This window comes from Marinobacter sp. OP 3.4 (assembly GCF_036224885.1).
GTDB lineage: Bacteria > Pseudomonadota > Gammaproteobacteria > Pseudomonadales > Oleiphilaceae > Marinobacter.
In genome coordinates this window covers 27,339-46,096 of sequence record NZ_JAVVLT010000009.1, presented here as the reverse complement: position 1 = coordinate 46,096, position 18,758 = coordinate 27,339, and the positions used below count along the sequence as shown (strand labels likewise).

At 56.1% G+C, this 18,758-nt stretch carries 12 protein-coding genes and 2 pseudogenes; 4 read left to right on the top strand and 10 right to left on the bottom strand.

Annotated elements, in window-relative coordinates:
- Positions 1–52 precede the first annotated feature (52 nt).
- The 4 genes from RO069_RS01370 (at position 53) to RO069_RS01355 (ending at position 5,093) form a co-directional block, all read left to right on the top strand.
- Positions 53–499: a FixH family protein gene (locus tag RO069_RS01370; RefSeq protein WP_328184818.1), complete on the top strand. Its 447-nt coding sequence runs from the start codon at positions 53–55 to the stop codon at positions 497–499.
- Positions 499–1,731: a cytochrome-c peroxidase gene (locus RO069_RS01365; RefSeq protein ID WP_328184817.1), complete on the top strand. Its 1,233-nt coding sequence runs from the start codon at positions 499–501 to the stop codon at positions 1,729–1,731. Before RO069_RS01370 ends, RO069_RS01365 begins: the two co-directional genes overlap by 1 nt.
- A gap of 133 nt (positions 1,732–1,864) precedes the next feature.
- Entirely contained in the window at positions 1,865–3,823 is a 1,959-nt protein-coding gene (locus RO069_RS01360) for a PA14 domain-containing protein (RefSeq protein WP_328184815.1), read from the top strand.
- Between the two features lie 145 nt (positions 3,824–3,968).
- Positions 3,969–5,093, top strand: a complete 1,125-nt coding sequence (locus tag RO069_RS01355) for a hypothetical protein (RefSeq protein WP_328184813.1) — start codon at positions 3,969–3,971, stop codon at positions 5,091–5,093.
- 29 nt (positions 5,094–5,122) lie between these two features.
- Here RO069_RS01355 and RO069_RS01350 read toward each other — a convergent pair whose 3' ends face one another.
- The 10 genes and pseudogenes from RO069_RS01350 to RO069_RS01305 all read right to left on the bottom strand — a co-directional run bounded on the left by RO069_RS01350 (position 5,123) and on the right by RO069_RS01305 (position 18,684).
- Positions 5,123–6,094 (bottom strand): glycosyltransferase, encoded by a 972-nt coding sequence (locus tag RO069_RS01350; protein WP_328184811.1) that lies wholly within the window; start codon positions 6,092–6,094, stop codon positions 5,123–5,125.
- Between the two features lie 14 nt (positions 6,095–6,108).
- Entirely contained in the window at positions 6,109–7,485 is a 1,377-nt protein-coding gene (locus RO069_RS01345) for a phenylacetate--CoA ligase family protein (protein ID WP_328184809.1), read from the bottom strand.
- Between the two features lie 9 nt (positions 7,486–7,494).
- On the bottom strand, positions 7,495–8,094 hold the full coding sequence (locus tag RO069_RS01340; protein WP_328184807.1) for an acyltransferase: 600 nt from the start codon (positions 8,092–8,094) through the stop codon (positions 7,495–7,497).
- Positions 8,091–10,709, bottom strand: a complete 2,619-nt coding sequence (locus tag RO069_RS01335) for a hypothetical protein (RefSeq protein WP_328184806.1) — start codon at positions 10,707–10,709, stop codon at positions 8,091–8,093. The genes RO069_RS01340 and RO069_RS01335 overlap by 4 nt, the downstream gene beginning before the upstream one ends.
- A gap of 116 nt (positions 10,710–10,825) precedes the next feature.
- Complete coding sequence (locus tag RO069_RS01330; RefSeq protein WP_328184804.1) at positions 10,826–11,971, bottom strand: acyltransferase family protein; 1,146 nt, start codon at positions 11,969–11,971, stop codon at positions 10,826–10,828.
- A gap of 34 nt (positions 11,972–12,005) precedes the next feature.
- On the bottom strand, positions 12,006–12,761 hold the full coding sequence (locus RO069_RS01325; RefSeq protein ID WP_328184802.1) for an SGNH/GDSL hydrolase family protein: 756 nt from the start codon (positions 12,759–12,761) through the stop codon (positions 12,006–12,008).
- A gap of 56 nt (positions 12,762–12,817) precedes the next feature.
- Positions 12,818–14,251 carry an exosortase/archaeosortase family protein gene (locus RO069_RS01320; protein WP_328184800.1) on the bottom strand — a complete coding sequence of 478 codons (1,434 nt, stop codon included), beginning with the start codon at positions 14,249–14,251 and terminating at the stop codon, positions 12,818–12,820.
- A gap of 160 nt (positions 14,252–14,411) precedes the next feature.
- Positions 14,412–14,495 (bottom strand): annotated as a pseudogene (locus tag RO069_RS22080) (PEP-CTERM sorting domain-containing protein); the annotation flags it as partial.
- A gap of 662 nt (positions 14,496–15,157) precedes the next feature.
- Positions 15,158–15,238, bottom strand: a pseudogene (locus RO069_RS22075) (PEP-CTERM sorting domain-containing protein); the annotation flags it as partial.
- 824 nt (positions 15,239–16,062) lie between these two features.
- Complete coding sequence (locus tag RO069_RS01305) at positions 16,063–18,684, bottom strand: tetratricopeptide repeat protein (RefSeq protein WP_328184794.1); 2,622 nt, start codon at positions 18,682–18,684, stop codon at positions 16,063–16,065.
- Positions 18,685–18,758 lie beyond the last annotated feature (74 nt).

The window sequence follows — 18,758 nt, the reverse complement described above, 5'->3', positions numbered from 1 at the left end:
ATGCGGTCGCCCCCATTGAAATGGAAGAAAACGATAAAAGAAGGAAGCAGAGGTGCGATACACCCATGGTGTTCTCGTCAGGTGCCTGGAGCGATTGAAGATCGGGTGCCTGATCGCTGTCATGGTGTCCCCGGCCATCGTGATCGCCGAGGACTGCAATAGCGGTTGTGAGGTGGTCTCCCGGGAGGGGCACTTCCGGATCTCCGTCTCCCCGGTAGAAGGAGAGGTGCCGCTGCGGGACCATCACGACTGGGTCCTGGACGTGTGGGATACCAATAACAATCCGGTGAAACTGGACGGATTGTCCATTACCGGGGGCATGCCTGGCCATGGCCACGGACTGCCCAGCCAGCCCAGGGTGTCGGAGTACCTGGGGGAAGGGCGTTACCGGCTGACCGGGTTCCTGTTCAACATGCATGGCGACTGGATACTGCGTTTCCATCTGGTCAGGCAGGGCGTCCAGGATGTTGCGGACCTGGAACTGACCCTGGATTACTGATGGCTATCCGTCGTGCCCTCGTCCTGCTGCTGATCCTGATGACGCCGTCCCCCGCCGCACTGGCGGAACGACCGGGTGGACTCACGGATCGTGACCTCCGCATCCTCCAGTCCCTGAGCCTGGCCGAGCTGGGGCCCGTTCCCCCCAGTCCGTCGAACCGGGTGGCGGACAGCCAGCGGGCGGTGGCCCTGGGAAAGGACCTGTTCTTTGATACTTCCCTCAGCCTGGACGGCTCACTCTCCTGTGCCAGTTGTCATCAGCCGGACAAGGCGTATACCGACGGCAAACCCCTCGCCGAAGGTGTCGGGCGCACGGCTCGTAACACTCCCACCCTGTATGGCGCCGCCTACCTGGATTGGCTCTACTGGGACGGTCGCCGGGACTCGCTCTGGTCCCAGGCGCTGATACCCTTCGAGGCACCCAGTGAAATGGGGGCCAGCAGGGTGTCCGTCGTGCGTCGCGTGCTATCCGATCCCGAGTACCGGGAAGCCTACCAGGCGCTGTTTGGTGCCCCGCCGAATCTGGACTGGGACAACCTGCCGGAACAGGCAACGCCCATTGGGGAAGTGGAAAAGCAGAATGCCTGGTACCGCCTGGCGCGTCCGGTCCAGCGGAAGATAAACACCGCATTCGCCAACATCGGCAAGACCCTGGAGGCCTTCCAACGCACCCTCCATCCCCCGGAAACCCGGTTTGACCGCTTTGTGTCGGCACTGAGCCAGGGCAATATGGCGCAGGCCGATGAGCTGGTGACCGACCAGGAACTGGCCGGCATCAAACTGTATACCGATGACCAGCGCACCCAGTGCCTTCGTTGCCACAATGGCCCGCTGCTCAGTAATGGTGGCTTCCACAATATCGGCACCGGTCAGTTTTCCGGGGAGAACATGGATTTCGGGCGGGTATTCGGGCTGCAGGCCGTGCTCATGGATGAATTCAACTGTCTGGGGGATTACAGCGACGCCAGCGCTGATCAATGCGACGCCCTCAACCATGTGTCACAGGACGCCCACCAGAGCCTGCATGGCGCCTTCAAGACCCCCACGTTGCGATACCTTGAGCAGACGGGCCCCTATTTCCATGACGGTCGGTTCCGTTCCCTGGAAGCGGTTATCGACTATTACCAGGATCCACCGGATAGCGGCCCGAACGGGATGCATGAATTACAGGACCTGGACCTGACCGCAAAAGAGAAAAATGCCCTGATTGCATTTTTGAACATGTTGAACTAGCAGAATCGATCACATGTTATCGGGGCATAATAGGGTCGATAACATGCCAAAACGATTTATACCCCGGCTAGCGTTTGTCCCGGACAGCTTCAATACTTAAAGACAGTCTCCAATCAATGGATATAGGTGGATTATGTCCGTCACAAAGATATCGGCATTGATGTTATTGGCTGTCACCCTTTCTGGCTGTCAGGTCTGGCAAAGTGATCTGGACCGAAAGGAGGCTCCATCCGCGATAAGTGAACCCGGGGTCGTCTATGTCGAATACTGGGATAACATCGAAGGTGTCAGTGTGTCCGACCTGACCAGTGCCCCCGGTTATCCGGACAATCCGGATGACACCGTATCCATCAATAGCCTGGATGGTCCCAGGGAGCGGGGAAGCCAATATGGTGCCAGGGTCAGGGGCTTTATCGAACCGCCCCTGGCTGGCGAATACCGTTTCTTTATAAGCAGTGACGACCAGTCGGAATTCTATCTAAGCTCCAATGTCAGCGAGGATAACAAGGAACTGATCGCCTCCGTAACGGGTTGGGCAAACGCTGGGGTGTTCGACAAGTATGCATCCCAAGCATCCGGCATTATTGATCTGGAGAGCGATAAACGTTACTACTTCGAAATTCTGTTCAAGGAGCGCTGGGGTGACGATCACTTCATTGTGGCTTGGGAAGGGCCGGGATTTGCGCGCAGTATCGTGCCTGCGTCTGCTCTCCATTCATGGGCGCCGCCATCCGAGCTGGACGACGAGGCCGGTATGGCCGTGGGCGAAGCCTATAATCTGGGCTACCGGGTAGGCTACCTTGATGGTGAGGAAGGACTGGACTTCAACCCGGAATACCCTCCCGAAGATGATGACGGCGATGGCATCTACGACAATTGGGAAGTGGTCCACGGTCTGGACCCCAATAATCCCGACGACGCCAGGTCAGATCCGGACGGCGATTTCCTGAGCGCCTCCCAGGAGTTCTTCCTGGGCACTGAAGAGGGCAATACCGATACCGACGGAGATGGGATACCCGATGGCGAGGAGTTCGCCATGGAGCTGGACCCGCTCGACCCGGCAGACGCCCGGGAGGATCTTGATGGGGACGGTTATACCAACCTCCAGGAGTATCAGGCCGGTACCGACATCCGGTCAGCGGAGGATATGCCCGAGGAGCCGGAGACCGCCTTTGTGTCCGGTTTTGTTGGCCAGTACTTCGACGGCACTGGGTTTGATGAACTAATCTACGTCCGCCTGGACGACATTGTCGACTTTGACTGGGGCCGGAATAGTGCGCCCGATGGGCTGCCTCTAGACAATTTTAGCGTACGCTGGTTTAGCCAGTTTGTGCCGCCCCACAGCTCCGGTACGAGGGATTACCGCTTTACTGTTTCTTCTGATGATGGTGTTCGACTTTACCTAGATGGCGACCTAGTCATAGATGAATGGCAGGGTCAGGCTGTAACCAGCTTTACCCATATCGCTTCTCTGCCTGCTGGAGACCCTGTCGCTGTGACACTTGAGTACTTCGAGGGCGAGCTTGACGCAGCCATTCAAATGAGTGTCATAGATCTCGCTGACGGAACGGGAGTTAACTTTACGGAAGCCTTCCGCTCACCAGATCCGACATCCACATCAACAATGGATACAGACAACGATGGCATACCGGACACCTGGGAACTGGCAAATGGTACTAACGCCTGGGTAGCCGATGGGGGAGAAGTGCTCAATGACCAGGGAGTCTCCAACCTGGAGGCCTATTCCAGTGGACTGTCACCACGAACCCTGGAGCCGGCGGCCGGAGAGCCGGGTATCCTGCCGGATGAGGAAGAAGAGACCGCCACCGGCGAAGGAAGTGTACTGCTCACCTGGACCGCGCCATCAACCCGGGTGGATGGGGAATCCATAGCCCTGAGCGAAATCGACTCCTACATCGTGCGCTATGGTCAGGAGGAGACCCTTGACCAACAGGTCGAAGTGGATAGTGCCGACACCAGTTACCAGTTCAGTAACCTAGAATCCGGAACATGGTACTTCACGGTTCAGGTGGTAGACAACAGTGGCCTTGTCAGTGAACCGTCGGAAGTGGTGACGCACAGTGTCCCCTAGAGTTGGCCAGCGTTACGGTTTGTTATGAATTGCAGGAATGAGATGTTCGTCCGGCAAAGAGGTGGCGTAAGATCTAGCCTTGACCGATACATAAGATACCGATTGCCGGACCGACGATAATCACCCTGAGTATTGAGGCTGTCAGATGAAAGTTAAAAGTCTTCACCCAGTAAGAAGAGAACCAAAAGTGGCTCGCAACCCGTTAGTTATATCAATAATGTCCTTGCTAATCATTCCAGCTGTCGCTGAGTCCCGTGTGCTTTTCGAGGAGTCTTTTGATGACTTGCCTGACTATACCAGTTCTGAAGAACTGAATCTTGAAGGATGGGATTATCGAAGAAATGGCGAAGTAAGCTGGTCGCCAAGTAGCGGATATCCCAAGAAGCATGATGCATTTGAGATCCTTGAAAGAAATGCCGATAAGGCAAGAGGTGGTAGTGGGAAATCGTTTGTTGGGTGGCGGGAATCCTATGATCCTGGTTGGAAGCAATGGAATAGTGACGGAATACTACTGAAATATATGCCAGAAGGATATGATCAGCTGTATGTCAGTTTCTATATTAGGTTTAGCCCAGAATGGACCAAGAGTGGAAACTCAAAGATTTTTCGAATCTTCAGTTGGAATGGAGAAGAAAGTCCATTTGTATTCTTTTCTGATGGTAACGCCGGGCCACTTTTCGATTGGAAATATTCTCATAGCGGTTCCTACGGTGTGAGGAATTTCCTGACTTTTAGAGGAGGGCCTCATGGAGAGAACTATAAAATTGACGGCAACGATATGCCTGGTACGCCTCGAAGCTTGATAAATCAAGGCGATATATCTATGAACTACACCAAAGACACGGTCGGAATGTCGTTGGACGGTGGGACGCCGGAAATTCGCGACCAAGTCAACGGCGGTTTCATTTCGGATAATATGAACCAAACGGTTACGCATGAGCAGATTTTTGGCGATAGCAGTAACTGGACAAAAATGGCCTTCTACGTCCAGATGAACTCAGCGCCGGGTGCTAATGACGGCGTAGTAATGCAATGGATTAATGATGAACTTGTTTTCAGAAATAACACGGTCAACTGGGTTGGGGAAAATTCCGGAAATCAGATGGTTGAGTGGAATGCAGTTGCACTGGGAGGAAACGATTTCTTCCGTGAATACCCTAACGATCAGCGTTATGAAGAGTGGTATTCTATAGATGATGTTGTGATATCTACGGAAATACCTGAATTTGTGGCCATTCCTAACCCGCCATCAAATATTTCGATTGAATAGAGAAAGAGGCGGCTGTGCTTAAAAATTGCTCAGCCGCCTTTTTGAGCTGCGCCTGTGTTTGTGGTCAGGCTCTTTTTAATGCCTCTTGCCACACCGATTGTTCGCCCTATTAAATATAGTAAGTCCAGATAGAGTATTTTGTGGAGTTTTCTGGACAGCTTTAGCGGGTTCTTGGATCTGGATATTCTTTTTATGGATAGAATGGTCGTCAATGCGGTTGCCGAGATCAAGCATAGTAAAAAGTAAATCAAGTTCCCGGTAATCAGCATCGAGATTGCGGTAATAACCGATATATCAAATGCTATGATTATAAGGAAGATTGGGTCTTTTGTTGATTCTCCAATTCTGTCTATATAATTCTCTGAGTGCCATGCTTGACGTTTTATGAAATCTTGAGCTGTTTTTGCATTTCCCAGGTGAATGACGTTTAGAGCCTGGTTGATCTTCACCGAAATTCCGGATCTTCTTAAGTCGCTAGCTAACTGAGAATCCTCTCCGGATGAAACGTTTTCGTTGAATCCTCCAACCAAGCTGAAGTGCTCTTTTTTGATAAATATAGTTCCTCCAAGTAAATCGATTTTCTCAGAGGTTGTGTCTTTTAGACCTAAAAGCCAGTATCGTTCTATCCAAGATGCCTCGCTGTCTAACGAGTACTTGCCACCGAGGACGGTTTCCGGGTGTAATTGTAATAGGTTGATTCCTGATGCAAGCCAGTTCTTGGGGGCTACACAATCACCGTCAATAAATGCGAGAATTTCCCCTGAGGCATATAATGCTCCATAGTTTCTGACTGCTCCAACTGGCCCGCTTTCTTTGTATATGTATTTGACGTCTTCGAACTCTTGGACATGACGTGAGGTATTATCTGTAGACGCGTTGTCTACAACAATTACCTCGTAGTTTTCCTTTGGTAGATCCTGAGCCATCAAAGAGTTAAGGCAGCGAGTTATATAGGGTTCTTCGTTGTGTGCCGGCACTATTACTGATATTTTTACGCCCATGGTTGTCAGGTGCCTTACATTGGTGAGCTTTGCTTGGTCTTTAAGACGAAACGGAATTTTCCGTTCTTTTGTCTTGGGATTCGCGACTGGTAATTTATAGTAACTTTGAAGTCTTCTCCTAGCCTTAATTTGGAGTTTTCGATGATCATTGACTCGGCCAGTGTATTCTTTTCTGTTTCTGAAACAATATTAAACTGTGCTTCCCCGCATTTATGTTGAACGATCTGGGCTTCTTTAATACCCGGAACACCTTTGAATATCTGGCTCACGCGGCCGATTTTCCGGCCATCTTGCGTTTCAATATACTCATCTATTCGACCCTCAATTTCTGAGAGCCTGGGAATCCCAGAGGAGAGCTCGTTCCCAGGCGCAGGAACTGCCAGGTCACCAACATCATATCTCACCAGTGGCATTGCAGTATTGGTGAGTGACGTCATGATCAGTTTATGCTGTCCTTCACCCGACTCCAGTGGCTCTAGCTCGGTAATTCCCGGGAGCGGATTTGAATGATATATCCCCTCATCATCTTCTCCGGCAAAGTTCAGATATTCCGCAGTGCTGTAGTAATCTCTTACTTTACAGTTAAAAACCGCCTCAATTCTTTCTCTCTGCCAGTTTAATAGATTTTCGGAGTTCGTAACTATTAGTTTTGGCCTGAATTCCGGAACTATACCTTTCAAGTGATAGTGGTTCGCTATTTCATAGATGGCTGAGGGGTATCCAATCAGCTCTAGAGGGGCGAATTGTCGTAGCTTCTCCCTATAATGAGGAAATGTGTTGGTGTTTAGGTGGTAGCTTGAAAATAAAAGTTGATTTTCTGCGCTATTATACTTCCAGAAGGGAGGAGTTAGGTTATCCGTTGATTTAATTATTCTACCGGCAAAGGTGGCGCGGCGGGCACCAAAAGGAACGCCATTTCGCTCCTCGAAATCGACTAATAGCGCCATAGCGAGCTTATAAGTCTCTTCATCAACATCAATGGCAACCGGTGTGCCGGTGCTTCCGCTCGTTTTATGTGACGCATGAACTAGTTTTCTATTTGCTGGCCGAAACTCTTGTGGGGATGACCGTAATACGTCCTTTTTCAGGATGGGAATTTTTTTTAGGTCATCGAGGTTTGTTATATCGTTTATTGTCAGGCCGTGATTAATAAAAAGCTTGTGATAATAAGGGATTTTCTCATAACAATACGCAAGCATGTTGTGCATACGCTCGCATTGGTAATCGTATATCTTTTTGGTTGTCCAAGTATGTGTGCTTCTAACCGTTTCCAATAGCTGTTGGTATGATCCGGAGTATCTTTTTCTGTATTGAATTTTTCCATACATGGACACAGCCAGAGATTTTGCCCACTCTGGTGATTTGAGATAGATTTTTTCGGCTTTGCTCATATATGGGCTCTATTTTCTGTTATACAAGCGATTTTTGATAGTGTACGCAGGGTTCCCGGCAACAATATCACCCTTAGATGGGGACGTCGTTAGGACGCTGGCGCTAGCTACTATCACTTTTTCAGGAACAGAGCAGGTAATTACTGAGTTATTGCCAATCCAGCAATCTGTTTCAACAGTTATTTTTTTGAAAATTCCGCCCTGCTGTTTGATTGGTTTTGTGGCATCTTGGAAATTATGTTGTTTATTGCCGCTGAGAATATGCACCCCGCTACCGATCAACGTATTTTCTCCAATGGTGCACTTGCCAATATTGCACTGGGGGCCGATGTAGACGCCCCGCTTGATTGTCGTATCCCGGTGGGATAGCAGGGTCAGGAAACCCACGGAAATGTCATCGGATGTGTCCGGGCAGGCCAGGCGATAGAAGGCGGCCCGCAGATAGGTGCCAATCTTGCCGGGTATCAGGCTGAGGGCCTGGGAAAAGCCCTGGAAGGTTGAGTCCTCCTGGGTGATGGCGGCCAGTCCGAGAAACAGCAGGTACAGGGGCGCTGCCAGTATCAGGAATACCGTTTTGATGGTTCTCTTGATCACCTGTCTTGCTGTCATGGCCGGTCCAGCCTTGCGTTGAGCCAGGCGCGCTCCCGGGCCGGGCGGAAGGTTGCCAGTGCACGTGCCAGGCGTATCATGACCCTGGCTGTCAATGTGCCCCAGGTCAGTCTCGGTACTTCCGGTATGTCCGGCAGGGGGGATGTCTCAGGTGCCGGCACGATTGACTGGTGGGGGCCATGATTCTGCAACAGGATAATCTGGATCCGGGCATAGTGACGTTCGTCGCTGGCGGCAAGCCTGTGGCAGGTTGCCTGTAACCAGAGGTCGGACTGGTGCAGGTAGTCGTCCGCTTTTTCCGGGTCGATGCCGGCGGCCATGCGCAGCAGCATCACCTTGCGGAGATCCTGGGCGGTCCAGGTGTCGTTGGGGAACTCCAGTTGTTCCGGGTCCTCCAGGAAAAGGCGCTCGTGCGTAAGCATCCAGCGGGTGTACCGGACGAGGGCGTTCCGGGCGTAGCGGTAGTTCTCATCGACCTGTTGGTAGGCTGACTTCAGCCACAGGTAACGGCTGATGCTGGTCAGCAGCACCAGGTAGGACCAGCCGGTTTCAACGTCCAGCAGTTGGCGTTGCCTGATATCATCGGCCGGGTGGATCGTCTGGCGGATGACGTTCTCGGCCAGCTCCAGCCAGTCCTCGTCCGGTTGCAGTTGCCAGGCATCCAGCAGGGCGTTCAGGTAGTTGCCGGTTCCCCGGGTGAACGGATAGGTGTGGCGGGATGGGCGCTCTCCCCGGATCAGGGCCCGAGCCTTGGGCAGGTCCTGTTTCTTCATGGCCAGCAGTTGTTCCAGCAGGCCGCCCTGTCCCTCATGCATGGCCTTCATCCAGCCGGCGAGTTGGAGTACCGCCTGACGGGATGATTCCGCACCGGTCAGGTAATAGTGGTATAGCAGCCCGGTAGTGTAGCAATGCTCGGAGGCTGGCCCGCCCCCCGTCTGCCCGGGTGTCGAACTGGTGCTGTTGTGCTTGCTGAAGGTCCGGTGGGTGGCGGTATGGGCCGGCAGGTAGTGGTCGGTGTGCCAGAACAGGCCGTTGTTGTATTCGCTCCGGTCCTCGGTGGTGTGGTAGATGTCAATGTCCACCACATGCCGGGCCAGGTCATCCATCAACTCGAACCAGCGCCTGTCGCCGGTCAGCGCATATTGCCGAGCGAAACCATAGATGGCGTCGTACTGGTTGTTGTAGTGGGAGATCAGGGGCGGTTCTCCCGGTGCCTGGTAGAGGGTTTCATGGTCGGCGAAGATGTCGCCGAAATTGCGCCACCCGTACTCGTCGATGATCTCCCGCTTGGTGAAGAAGTTGCTCTGTCCTTCCAGTCCGTCCTGGATCAGTGCCTCCAGGGGGCCGGGTTCCGCGTTCGCCTGGAACCAGGGAAAGGCCTGTGCTTGCTGGTACTGGTCCGGGGACAGGGTTGGGCGTAGCCGACGGGATACCCAGGCGAGGGCGTCCGGATCCGCTGAATCTTTCAGCCACAGGGTTTGCGTCTTGCGTTCACCGCCTTGCAACTCGTAGGGCTCGGGGGCGTCACCGGGGAAAAGTCCCACGGTCAGGCTGGCGTTGCCGGCGCTGATGGACGATGGGAAGTTCTGCCAGAAAGCGCTGAGCGTTGCCTGCAGGCCATGATCGCCTGTGCGAATACCCGCGCTTGGTTGGGCCCGGTTGCCGGAGGCCAGTTCCTGCCCATCCGAGGTTAGCCGGTAACCCCGGAAGCGGGGGAGAGGTTGCCCGCCGGCATTCACATGATTGAGACTCTGCCAGGCGTCGCCGCCGCTGGAATCCTGGTACAGGTGGAGCTCTTGCCCCTCATCGGCGGTAATCGGTTGGTGCTCTGCTCCCGGGCGAAGCCAGCCGGTTCCGGTTTTTGGCGATGTGACAACCAGCTCCAGTGACCGGAAATGGACGGACCCGGGATCGCCCAGATCCCAGAGCCCGCCGGAGTGACGGGCCCGGTTGGGGTTGTGCAGGCACACGTCCACTTTAACGTGGCCACTGCCCTGGTAGACCTCCAGCCGGCATTGCAGTTTCCCCAGGGGGACCTGATCCGGCGTCAGCCACTGCCCATGGCACTCGAGGGTAACGCTGACATTGCCACGGCTGACGACCTGCCAGGGTTTGTCCATTGTCAGGGTACAGGGCTGGCCTTGGGCATCTGTGTATCGCAACTGATGTCGGACGACCGCTGTGTTATCCACTGTTCCGTCGCCCTGGCGGTTCGTCCGAGTCCACTCAATCCGGTCCGGTGTGAACTGCAGGCTTTGGGTGTCCGTGGACACAGTCAGGGTGCCGTCTGGCTGCTGATTGATTTCCGGTGATGAATCAGGAGCTGGTGGTGACGCCGGGGCCGCCTCAAGCCTTAGTTCGGCGCTATCATTGGCCGCAAGGCTGGCCAGGAGCTGGACGGACAGCCAGCGCACGCTGCCGTCGTGCCAGTGTGCAAGGGGCGTGGATTGGCAGGGTATGACGTGGCCCGTAGCCGGATTAAGAAGCCGCAGTTGGGGGACCTGCCCGGGGTGGAGGCCACCCTGTTTTAGGGGAATACCAATGGTGACCGGCTCATCCTGTCGGATGATACCAGCGTCTTCCCTGAGATAAACGGCGATGGGGTCCATGATCATGCCTACTGCCAACTCCTGTATGCGATAGCATACGACCTTTTCCGGGTAACATAAAGTAACATTCGTGCGTTGTGGGCGTGGTTTCAGCCGATTTTTTGAGCCGGTTTATGTCGTGGTCATGTGGGTTCTTTCCCGGGTTTTGTCGCCGGCATGAGCATTTGCGCGAATTTTTTTCCAAGGCGAGTACCTGGTGACTCAATCCAGCGATAGGAAAGGGCCGCCAGTCCAATACTCCCGGCAAAGGCCCAGCTACAGATCCAGGCGATTCTTGCCCACTCACTATGAATGCCAAAGTGGATCAGTCCAAGTATGGCAATGGCAATGAGCAGGTTGTGGTAGAGGTAGAGGCTGTAGGAAATCTTCCCCAGATACAGGGCAGGCGACCGCGCGAATCCCGGTAATCGAAGGTCGCTGAAGAGTATCAGCGTAACCAGTGCCACCGCACATAGGCCGAAGAAAACCCACTCGCTTGGGATAATCCGATAGAACTCTATTCTGACGATATTATTTGCCATCAGGGACGCCAGGGCGACTATTACAACAACCATAACCAGCGCAAAAGCCCGATTCAGGCGGAGTTTCCGAGTCGAGTAGAGGTGCCCCAATGCCATGCCCGCAGCGAACGTAAAGGCCAGAACAAGGACCAGCTTGCTATCCAGAGGAAGCACATCGAACCGGGCAAGAAAAAACATGCCTGCCGCTATGATGGCCGGTCCGAATATGGAGGTGAAACGAATGGACAGCAAAAACAGTGGGAACATCAGGTAGTACTGGAATTCGACAGGCAAACTCCAGAAGGCGTTGTTATAGAGCCCCGAGGGGCCGGTGATATTAAAGGTCAGCCCCAGGTAGATCAGCAGATCATTGAAGTCCGATGGCGCAAAGAACTGGTGTTCAACCCAGTGGCCCAGGGGTTGACCATAGAGCATCTGGAAAACTGGCCTGAATGCGAGGTACGCGGCCAGGGCGACAACATAGGCGGGCCAGATACGGAAAAATCGCTTGAAATAAAAGCCGGTGAGTTCCCTGCCGGAGCCAACCTGGAGCCGATAGTTGCTAAGCGTCAGGGTACATCCGCTGAGCACGAAAAACAGGGCCACGCCCAGTGATCCCAGATCAAAGGCGTTCAGGATATTGAAACCTGGTATCTCATCCTGTGGGTTATACCCGACTTCCAGCGCGCGAACGCTGTGGGATACAACAACCACACCGGCGGCGAGGCCGCGCAGCCAGGTTAAGGATTCTATCTCAGAAGCTCTCACATCTTACCCATCCGTATAAGCCGTACCGTCCAGTTCAACGGGGCGGAGTCTGTACGTTATCGGCGTCGGCCTTTTGCGTTGCCTGATCGACGGCAATACCCAGTTGCTCCAGCCAGACGGCATTGCCCCTGGCATTGAGGTGGAGGCCATCTCCCACGTGATACTGGTCTGAAAGCTGGTCGCCGCTTTCCATAAGTAATTGGCCAGCGTTTACGCACAGAACCCTCTTGTTCTCCGAACAAAGGACGTCGAGGGACTGGTTTACCGATGTCACGGTGTCTGAGATACCTGTGCGCCCCAGATTTTCCTCATCGACAGGCATTATCAAACTGATAATAACGGGAATTGAAGATGGAATAAGCTCCAGCGACTTACGGTAGGCCGATGAGACCACCTCGGGGTTACCACGGGCAATGTCGTTGATGCCAAAGGCCATGATAACGGCGGCAGCCCTGTCGAGATTATGGTGACTTTCGAGTTGACTGAGAATCTCCGCAGAGCCCGCGTGGCCGATTCCGTAGTTAACCGCCATGGGCGACGCCGCCGTAACGCTCAGGCCCTGTACCAGGCTGTCGCCGTAAAACAGTACCGAATGGTTCGGTATGTTCCGGTCCTTCCGGGCATTGAAAGCCATCATTTGCTGAACGTAGTGCTCGGTGGCGTACCCGTTGAGGTAGCTGTACCAGAGTCGCTTCAGCGGGCTGTAGGCCATGGCGGCAGCGGTGAATGCCAGCAGGCAGATAACCACGCCGATGATTGTCCATTTTTTTGACAGCAATTCTGCCTCCATTTCTGTCCGCCCAGGGTATTGTCTGGCATCAACTCTAGAGAGAGCCAACGGCCCCCCTACGGAGCACTTCGAATATCCGTGGTAACAACGCCACCTTCAATCTGTCGCGTCAGCCGGTCAATGGCCTGTGCGCAATCGCGGGGTCCGCAGGGCGCCTGTAGTGTCAGGAAGGCGAAACGCCCCTGGCCCTGTAACGTGGCTGGTATTTGCAACAGCTTGGCGGTCCAGTAGCTGTTGGCGCGATAGCGGCCCACAAGGTAGTGCTGGTAAACGGCGACCTGCTGTCGGGAGGCCAGGTTCTGGTAGATCCGGATCGGCGGCTGCCCGTGCTCCTCCGCCAGGAACCAGTTGCCGGTATCGAGGGGCCTGGGCAGGTAGGGCACCAGCTTTTCATTGGAGGCTGATCGTACGCTTTGGCCCAGCGAGATCCAGTGGCCATCCGTGGAGCGCCACACGTCGTGTTCCATGTGGGCTGGCAGGCGAACCGCCAGCGGCAGTCGGTCCGGGTCCTCCGCCGTCAGATCGCTATTGGAGGGTGCCCAGGGGGGCGACTGGGTTGCCGCGGAGTGGGCGATGCTGATGCCGAGTGGGCCAATCAGCAGGCCGGCGACAATGAAGATAAAGGGCTTTCCGGATGTGGGCATGGTAGCGCCCACGGGAGCCGGTGTCCGCCGGTGCACCGGGGCCAGCAGCATGACGGGAATGACGAACGCGGCAAACACCAGCCAGCCGAAGGTTTCGTGCTCCGTTACCAGGTCACTTTCCATATTCGAGTAATAGGCGATCAGGACCAGGGCAGTAATGCGCACCCAGTTTATGATCAGGGCCAGCAGCACACTGGTGGTGATCGCGGCCAGCCAGCCCTTCCAGCGAAAGTCATTGAGGATGGCGGTTATCATGCCAAGCAGGATAGACACCGCCAGGTAGCGAATGCCGGAGCAACCATCAGCGATAACCAGTCGACCGTAGGGCAAGGTGATATTGGCGCCTTCGATCAGCGCCGTGATACCCAGGAGGCCCACCAGGTCGCCCACCACCACGGACGCCAGCTCAACCAGGAAGGGCACCATGTCCGCCCAGATGGGGAGCGACAGCGAAAGCAGCAGGACATGGGGCAGGAACGCGACGGCGGCCCTCAGCCCATACAGGGTCCAGCACACCAGCAGCAGGCCGGGTGGGAGCATCAGGTAGGCCAGGGTGTCGATCCGCACCAGTTCCAGCAACGCCCAGCCGACGACCGCCAATAGCAACAGGCTGCCTCCCACGATTGGAGAGCCCCGTGGCCCGGATATCCGGGGGCGGGGCGGGTGGACAACAAGCAGTCCCAGGAAGATGAGAAACGTCGGCAGACCATGAGCCAGCACCTGTTCCCACTTCAGCCATTCCTGGATGAGCCGGAACCACGTGGGCCAGAACAGTAGAATGCAGACGGCAGTCGCAATCAGGTACGGGCGGGCGAGCGGGAATTGCTGGAATGTTTTCCTTAACATCGGTGCCAGACTTCTCGTTGGGATCAAGGCATGTTCGATGATGAGTGTATCGAAAAACAGGGAGGGGTGCGCGGGTTATTCCTCAAGCGGAACCAGGGCGCTCCAGAAAGAAAGACCGGGCCCAGGGGCCCGGTCCTATCGCCAGTACCCGGATGGAAAATCAGGCTGCGCGGCGGCGTGCTGCTCCCAGACCGACCAGGCCGAGACCCAGAAGAGCCAGGGTGCCAGGCTCGGGAACGTTCTCAGTGGTGACTTCAAGCACGGATTTGCCGACGTAGAAATCGCCAACAAGCGCTTTCACCGTGATGTCCAGGAAACCGTCAGCATTGAGTGAAGCCAGGGCTTCGAGCTGCAGCTCGCTGTAGAAGTCCGAATTACCGTCTGTAGGACCGCCGGTATCAAAGTCGAAATCTTCCACGATAACCAGCCCGCCTTCCAGCAGATCCGGAATGGTGATCCATCCGATGCGGGTACCTTCGTTGTCATCGTAGATGTCGATGGTCAGGTTGCCGCTGATGGCACTTCCCAGGTCGAAACCATCGTCGTTGAGATCGTGCTGATACCAGTGAACGGGGTTGGAAATAACGTTCATGTATTCGTTCTGGTAAACCGTATCAGTGATTGAGCCGGCGGAGGCCGCTGATGCCCAGAGCACTGTTGCGGCAAGGGTCAGTCCAAGTTTCTTGATCATTACTACGCTTCCTTTTTTCAGTTGGGTTATGTCCAGCAGTTTTTAGATAAGCATGGATCGGGCCAGTTTTTTTATGTCTTTTCAGTCAATGGGTTACGGCATAACTTCGAAGGCGGGATGTATTTTGTGTAAAGTACATTGACGTGCAAAGAAAAAGCCGGAAGCGGTTAAGCTCCCGGCTTTTTGTGCTGCCCGAGGTCCGGGCATGGCCGCTGTTACGCCTGGCGACGGCGTGCAGCACCCAGGCCGAGCAGGCCCAGGCCGAGCAGGGCAAGGGTGCCGGGCTCAGGCACGGCCGACGAGGCAGACCAGCTGAAGGTTCCGCCAGAGGTATTACCGGTGTAAACCCAGGTCAGTTCCGAGGAATCGGTACCGTCCGTGATGTACCCAACGCCATCAAGCTTCAGGCTGTTGCCCTGATAGTCAACGCCCTTGATGGTTTCCAGGAAGAAGGACAGTGTTTCACCGGAACTGGAACCGGTTCCGCTCCACACCAGCTGCGGTGAGTTGAGCGGGTCATAGAGGAAATCGGTGAACTCAACTTTGTCACCAGCGGTAAAGTAGTTGGCAAAATCGTCTGAAACATCAGTCACCAGAGCGTTCTTCTCCGGCGCTGTTTCGTCAAATCCCGTGCCGAACCAGACTTCGTCGTCGTCAAACCCCGCACCGGTACCGAAGGCGGAAAAGCTGGCACCGCCCGTGGTGGGTACCGCAAAGCTCAGGGAGGACAGGGTCAATAACACTGAGCCTGTCAAAACCTTGATCGCACGATTCATGTAGTTCTCTCCGTATCTCAATCCGATGAATTCCTTTACGCACCATCCATTCCGGGCTGGAACGGGTAGCGCGACTACGTGCCGCTGTCACTCGCTGAATGGTAGCGGCTGACGGGGCCGTTGCCCTGCCATTACTCCATATACCAAGCGAAAATCGAGCCAATAAGGAATAAATAATAAAAACAAGGAGATACAAATTTCGTGATTGGCGGGTGTAAATTGTTCCGACAGTACCGTCTGTCTGAGATCGGGCAACCACCGACTGGGGGCGGTGGTTGCCGTTCAGGGACGGGAAATAGGTGTCAAAGGATCTGACGTTTATTTTTTGGCCAGGCCGCTATGGGTCACAGGGCCTGATTGATGCTGTCCAGGTGGTCCTTGATTTCCTGGCTTTCCGGCGCCAGTGCCAGGGCCTCTTCCATCACGGCCTTGGCTTGTTGGTGATTGCCGGAAAGGTGCAGCAGCCAGCCGTAGGTGTCCAGTATGGCGGGGTTCTCCGGGGCCAGGTCCCGGGCGTTGCGCGCGAGGACCAGTGCCCGATCCTGATCGCGTTCCCTCAGCAGCCAGGCCAGGTTGTTCATGGCAACGGGGTTGTCGGGGCGCAGTCCCAGGGCGGTCTCATAGCTGGTGATAGCCGCCTGCTCGTCGCCGCTGGTCATCAGGTACTCCGCCCGGGTCAGTTGCGCGGCGGCGCTGTCCGGGCTGGCCTCCACCCAGGCTTGCGTCAGTTCCCCCAGACGGTCCGGCGCATGCTGTTTGGCCAGTCCCACCACGGGGGGTAACAGGTCGGCGTTGGCCGTGTCCTGCCACCGTTGCCGCAAGTAATCAAAGGCGGCTTTCTCGCCATCCGTGGCTGTGATCAGCCTGGCGCGAGCCAGGTCGATGGCGCTCTGTTCGCCGAAGGTGCCTTCCAGTTCATCCAGGCTGGTACGGGCCTCCTGGAAGTTGCCTTCGGCGGCGGACACGCGCACCGGGATCAGGGCGAACGCCAGGTTATCCGGGCGCAGGGAAGCCGCCTGTGCCGCCTTGGCCCGGGCGGTGGGCCAATCTTCCTGGCCGGCGGCCTGCTCGGCTTCGGCAATCAGCAATTGTCCCCTGATGGTCCGCGACTGGTCGGTCTGCTCCGCTTCCGGGATCCGGTCCAGGATCTGTCGTGCCTCGTCGAGCCGGCCCTGTTGAATGCGTATCTGGGCGGCCAGGGTGTAGGCATTGGGGGCCATGACTTCGTTGTCCTGTCCGATCCGGTTCAGCCAGTCCGCCACCGCGTCGGGGTTGTGGTCCCGGGCGTAGATCTGTCCGGCTGCCTGCAGCAGGCGGATATTGGTCGGTTGGACCCGGGCGGCGTCCAGGAAGGTTTCAACCGCCTCTCCGTTCATGTCCTTGCCCTGGTACACCGTACCCAGCGCCACCAGGGTCAGCAGGTCATCCGGTCGTTCGCCGACCTGTTCCTCCAGGCGGGCCTGAGCGGAGTCGGTGTCTCCCAGGCGGTGTTCGGTCATCGCGGCAAGCGTTACTGCCCGGGGCTCATCGGCAAAGCCATTCAGCAGTGATTCAGTGACCTCCCGGGCTTCCTTCTCCCGGTCGGTGCGCAGCAGCAGGGCCAGGTAATACTGCGTGACCGACCAGTCCGTGGGGGTCTCTGTAAATGCCACCCGCATCTGGGCAAGGGCCTGCTCGGCCTGGCCGTCCTCCATGTAATGGCGGGCCAGGGCCAGTCTCAGGCGTGAGCGGGAGCGGTCCAGTTCCAGTGCCTTGCTCAGGCTTGCCACGCCTTCATCCGCCCGGTCCGGCAGGGAGAGGGCCAGCAGGCCGTGGAGGGCCAGCAGTTCCACGTCCTTGGGGCGTGCTTCTATGGCCCGGGACAGGGTCTTGAGGGCATCCTCGCGCTTGCCGGTGTCGATCTGGGCGATGGTGGCCGCGCGCAGTAAGGGGGTCGGCGTGGTCTCCGCGTCGATGTTCTCCACCAGGAGCGACCGGGCGTCTTCGGCACGGCCTTCCTGCAGGTTGAGCGCGCCCAGCATCAAGGCCACCCGTTCGTTATCCGGGTTTTGCTGCAGCAGTTCTTCCAGGGTGGTACGGGCGGTATCGAGATCGCCACTGTTGATGGCTTCGATGGCGGATTCCGCCCGTTCCCGGGTTTCCGAGTTGGTGTTCTCCGCCAGGATCTTGTTGTAGACCTGGGCCTCGGTGATGCGTCCCTGCTCGGTCAGGCTCCGGGACAGCAGGGTCAGGATCTGTTGTCGTACCGGCAGGAAGATGTCGGAGGTGGGAACGCTGGACGTGGCCCTGGTGAGAATCTCCGTCGTTTCGTCCACCTCGCCCAGGCGATAATGGGCCAGACCGGTCAGGTAGAGGATCTCGGCGTTTTCGTCATGTTCCGAGGTCCATTGGGTCAGCTCGTTGATGGCGGCATTACTCTCGCCAGCGGCCAGCAGCGCCTTGCCCAGGGCGGCGGTCACCTGCGGGCTGTCGGGGACGGACTGTTGCAGGGAGCGCAGGTCGCTGATGGCTTCGCCGGTGTTGCCGGCCAGGCGCTTGCTTTCCGCAAGCAGGAGCTGGAACTGGCGTTCTTCGGCATCAGTCTGTGGGGTGAACCCCTCCAGCGCCTCACGGGCGGACAGGTGTTTGTTCTGAAGGATGTAACCCCGCGCCAGGGGGAGCGCCACTTGCTGGTGCTGGTCCTCCAGCCATGGTGCCAGCAGTTCGGTGGCCTGCTCGCCGGCTCCGATATCGTTGTAGATGCCGGCAAGCAGGATCACGTGCTCCACGTTACCCGGGTGTTTCTGTACCGCGTTCCGTACTTCAAGCATGGCCGACCGGTACTGGCCCTGGTCGGCGTAGGTTTCGGCCCGGGTGATATGGCCCGCAGCCTCTGAACTGGCATCGTCCGAACTGCTGCAGCCGGCGGCAAGCAGGATCATGGACGAAGCGGCGGATATGGCAAGGAGCCTGAGTGCGGTGTTCATCGTATCGGTCCTTCGAACAGCAGTTTGGTTTTTAGTCGTATCCTAGCGCCATTGAAACGTGATGGATAGCGGGT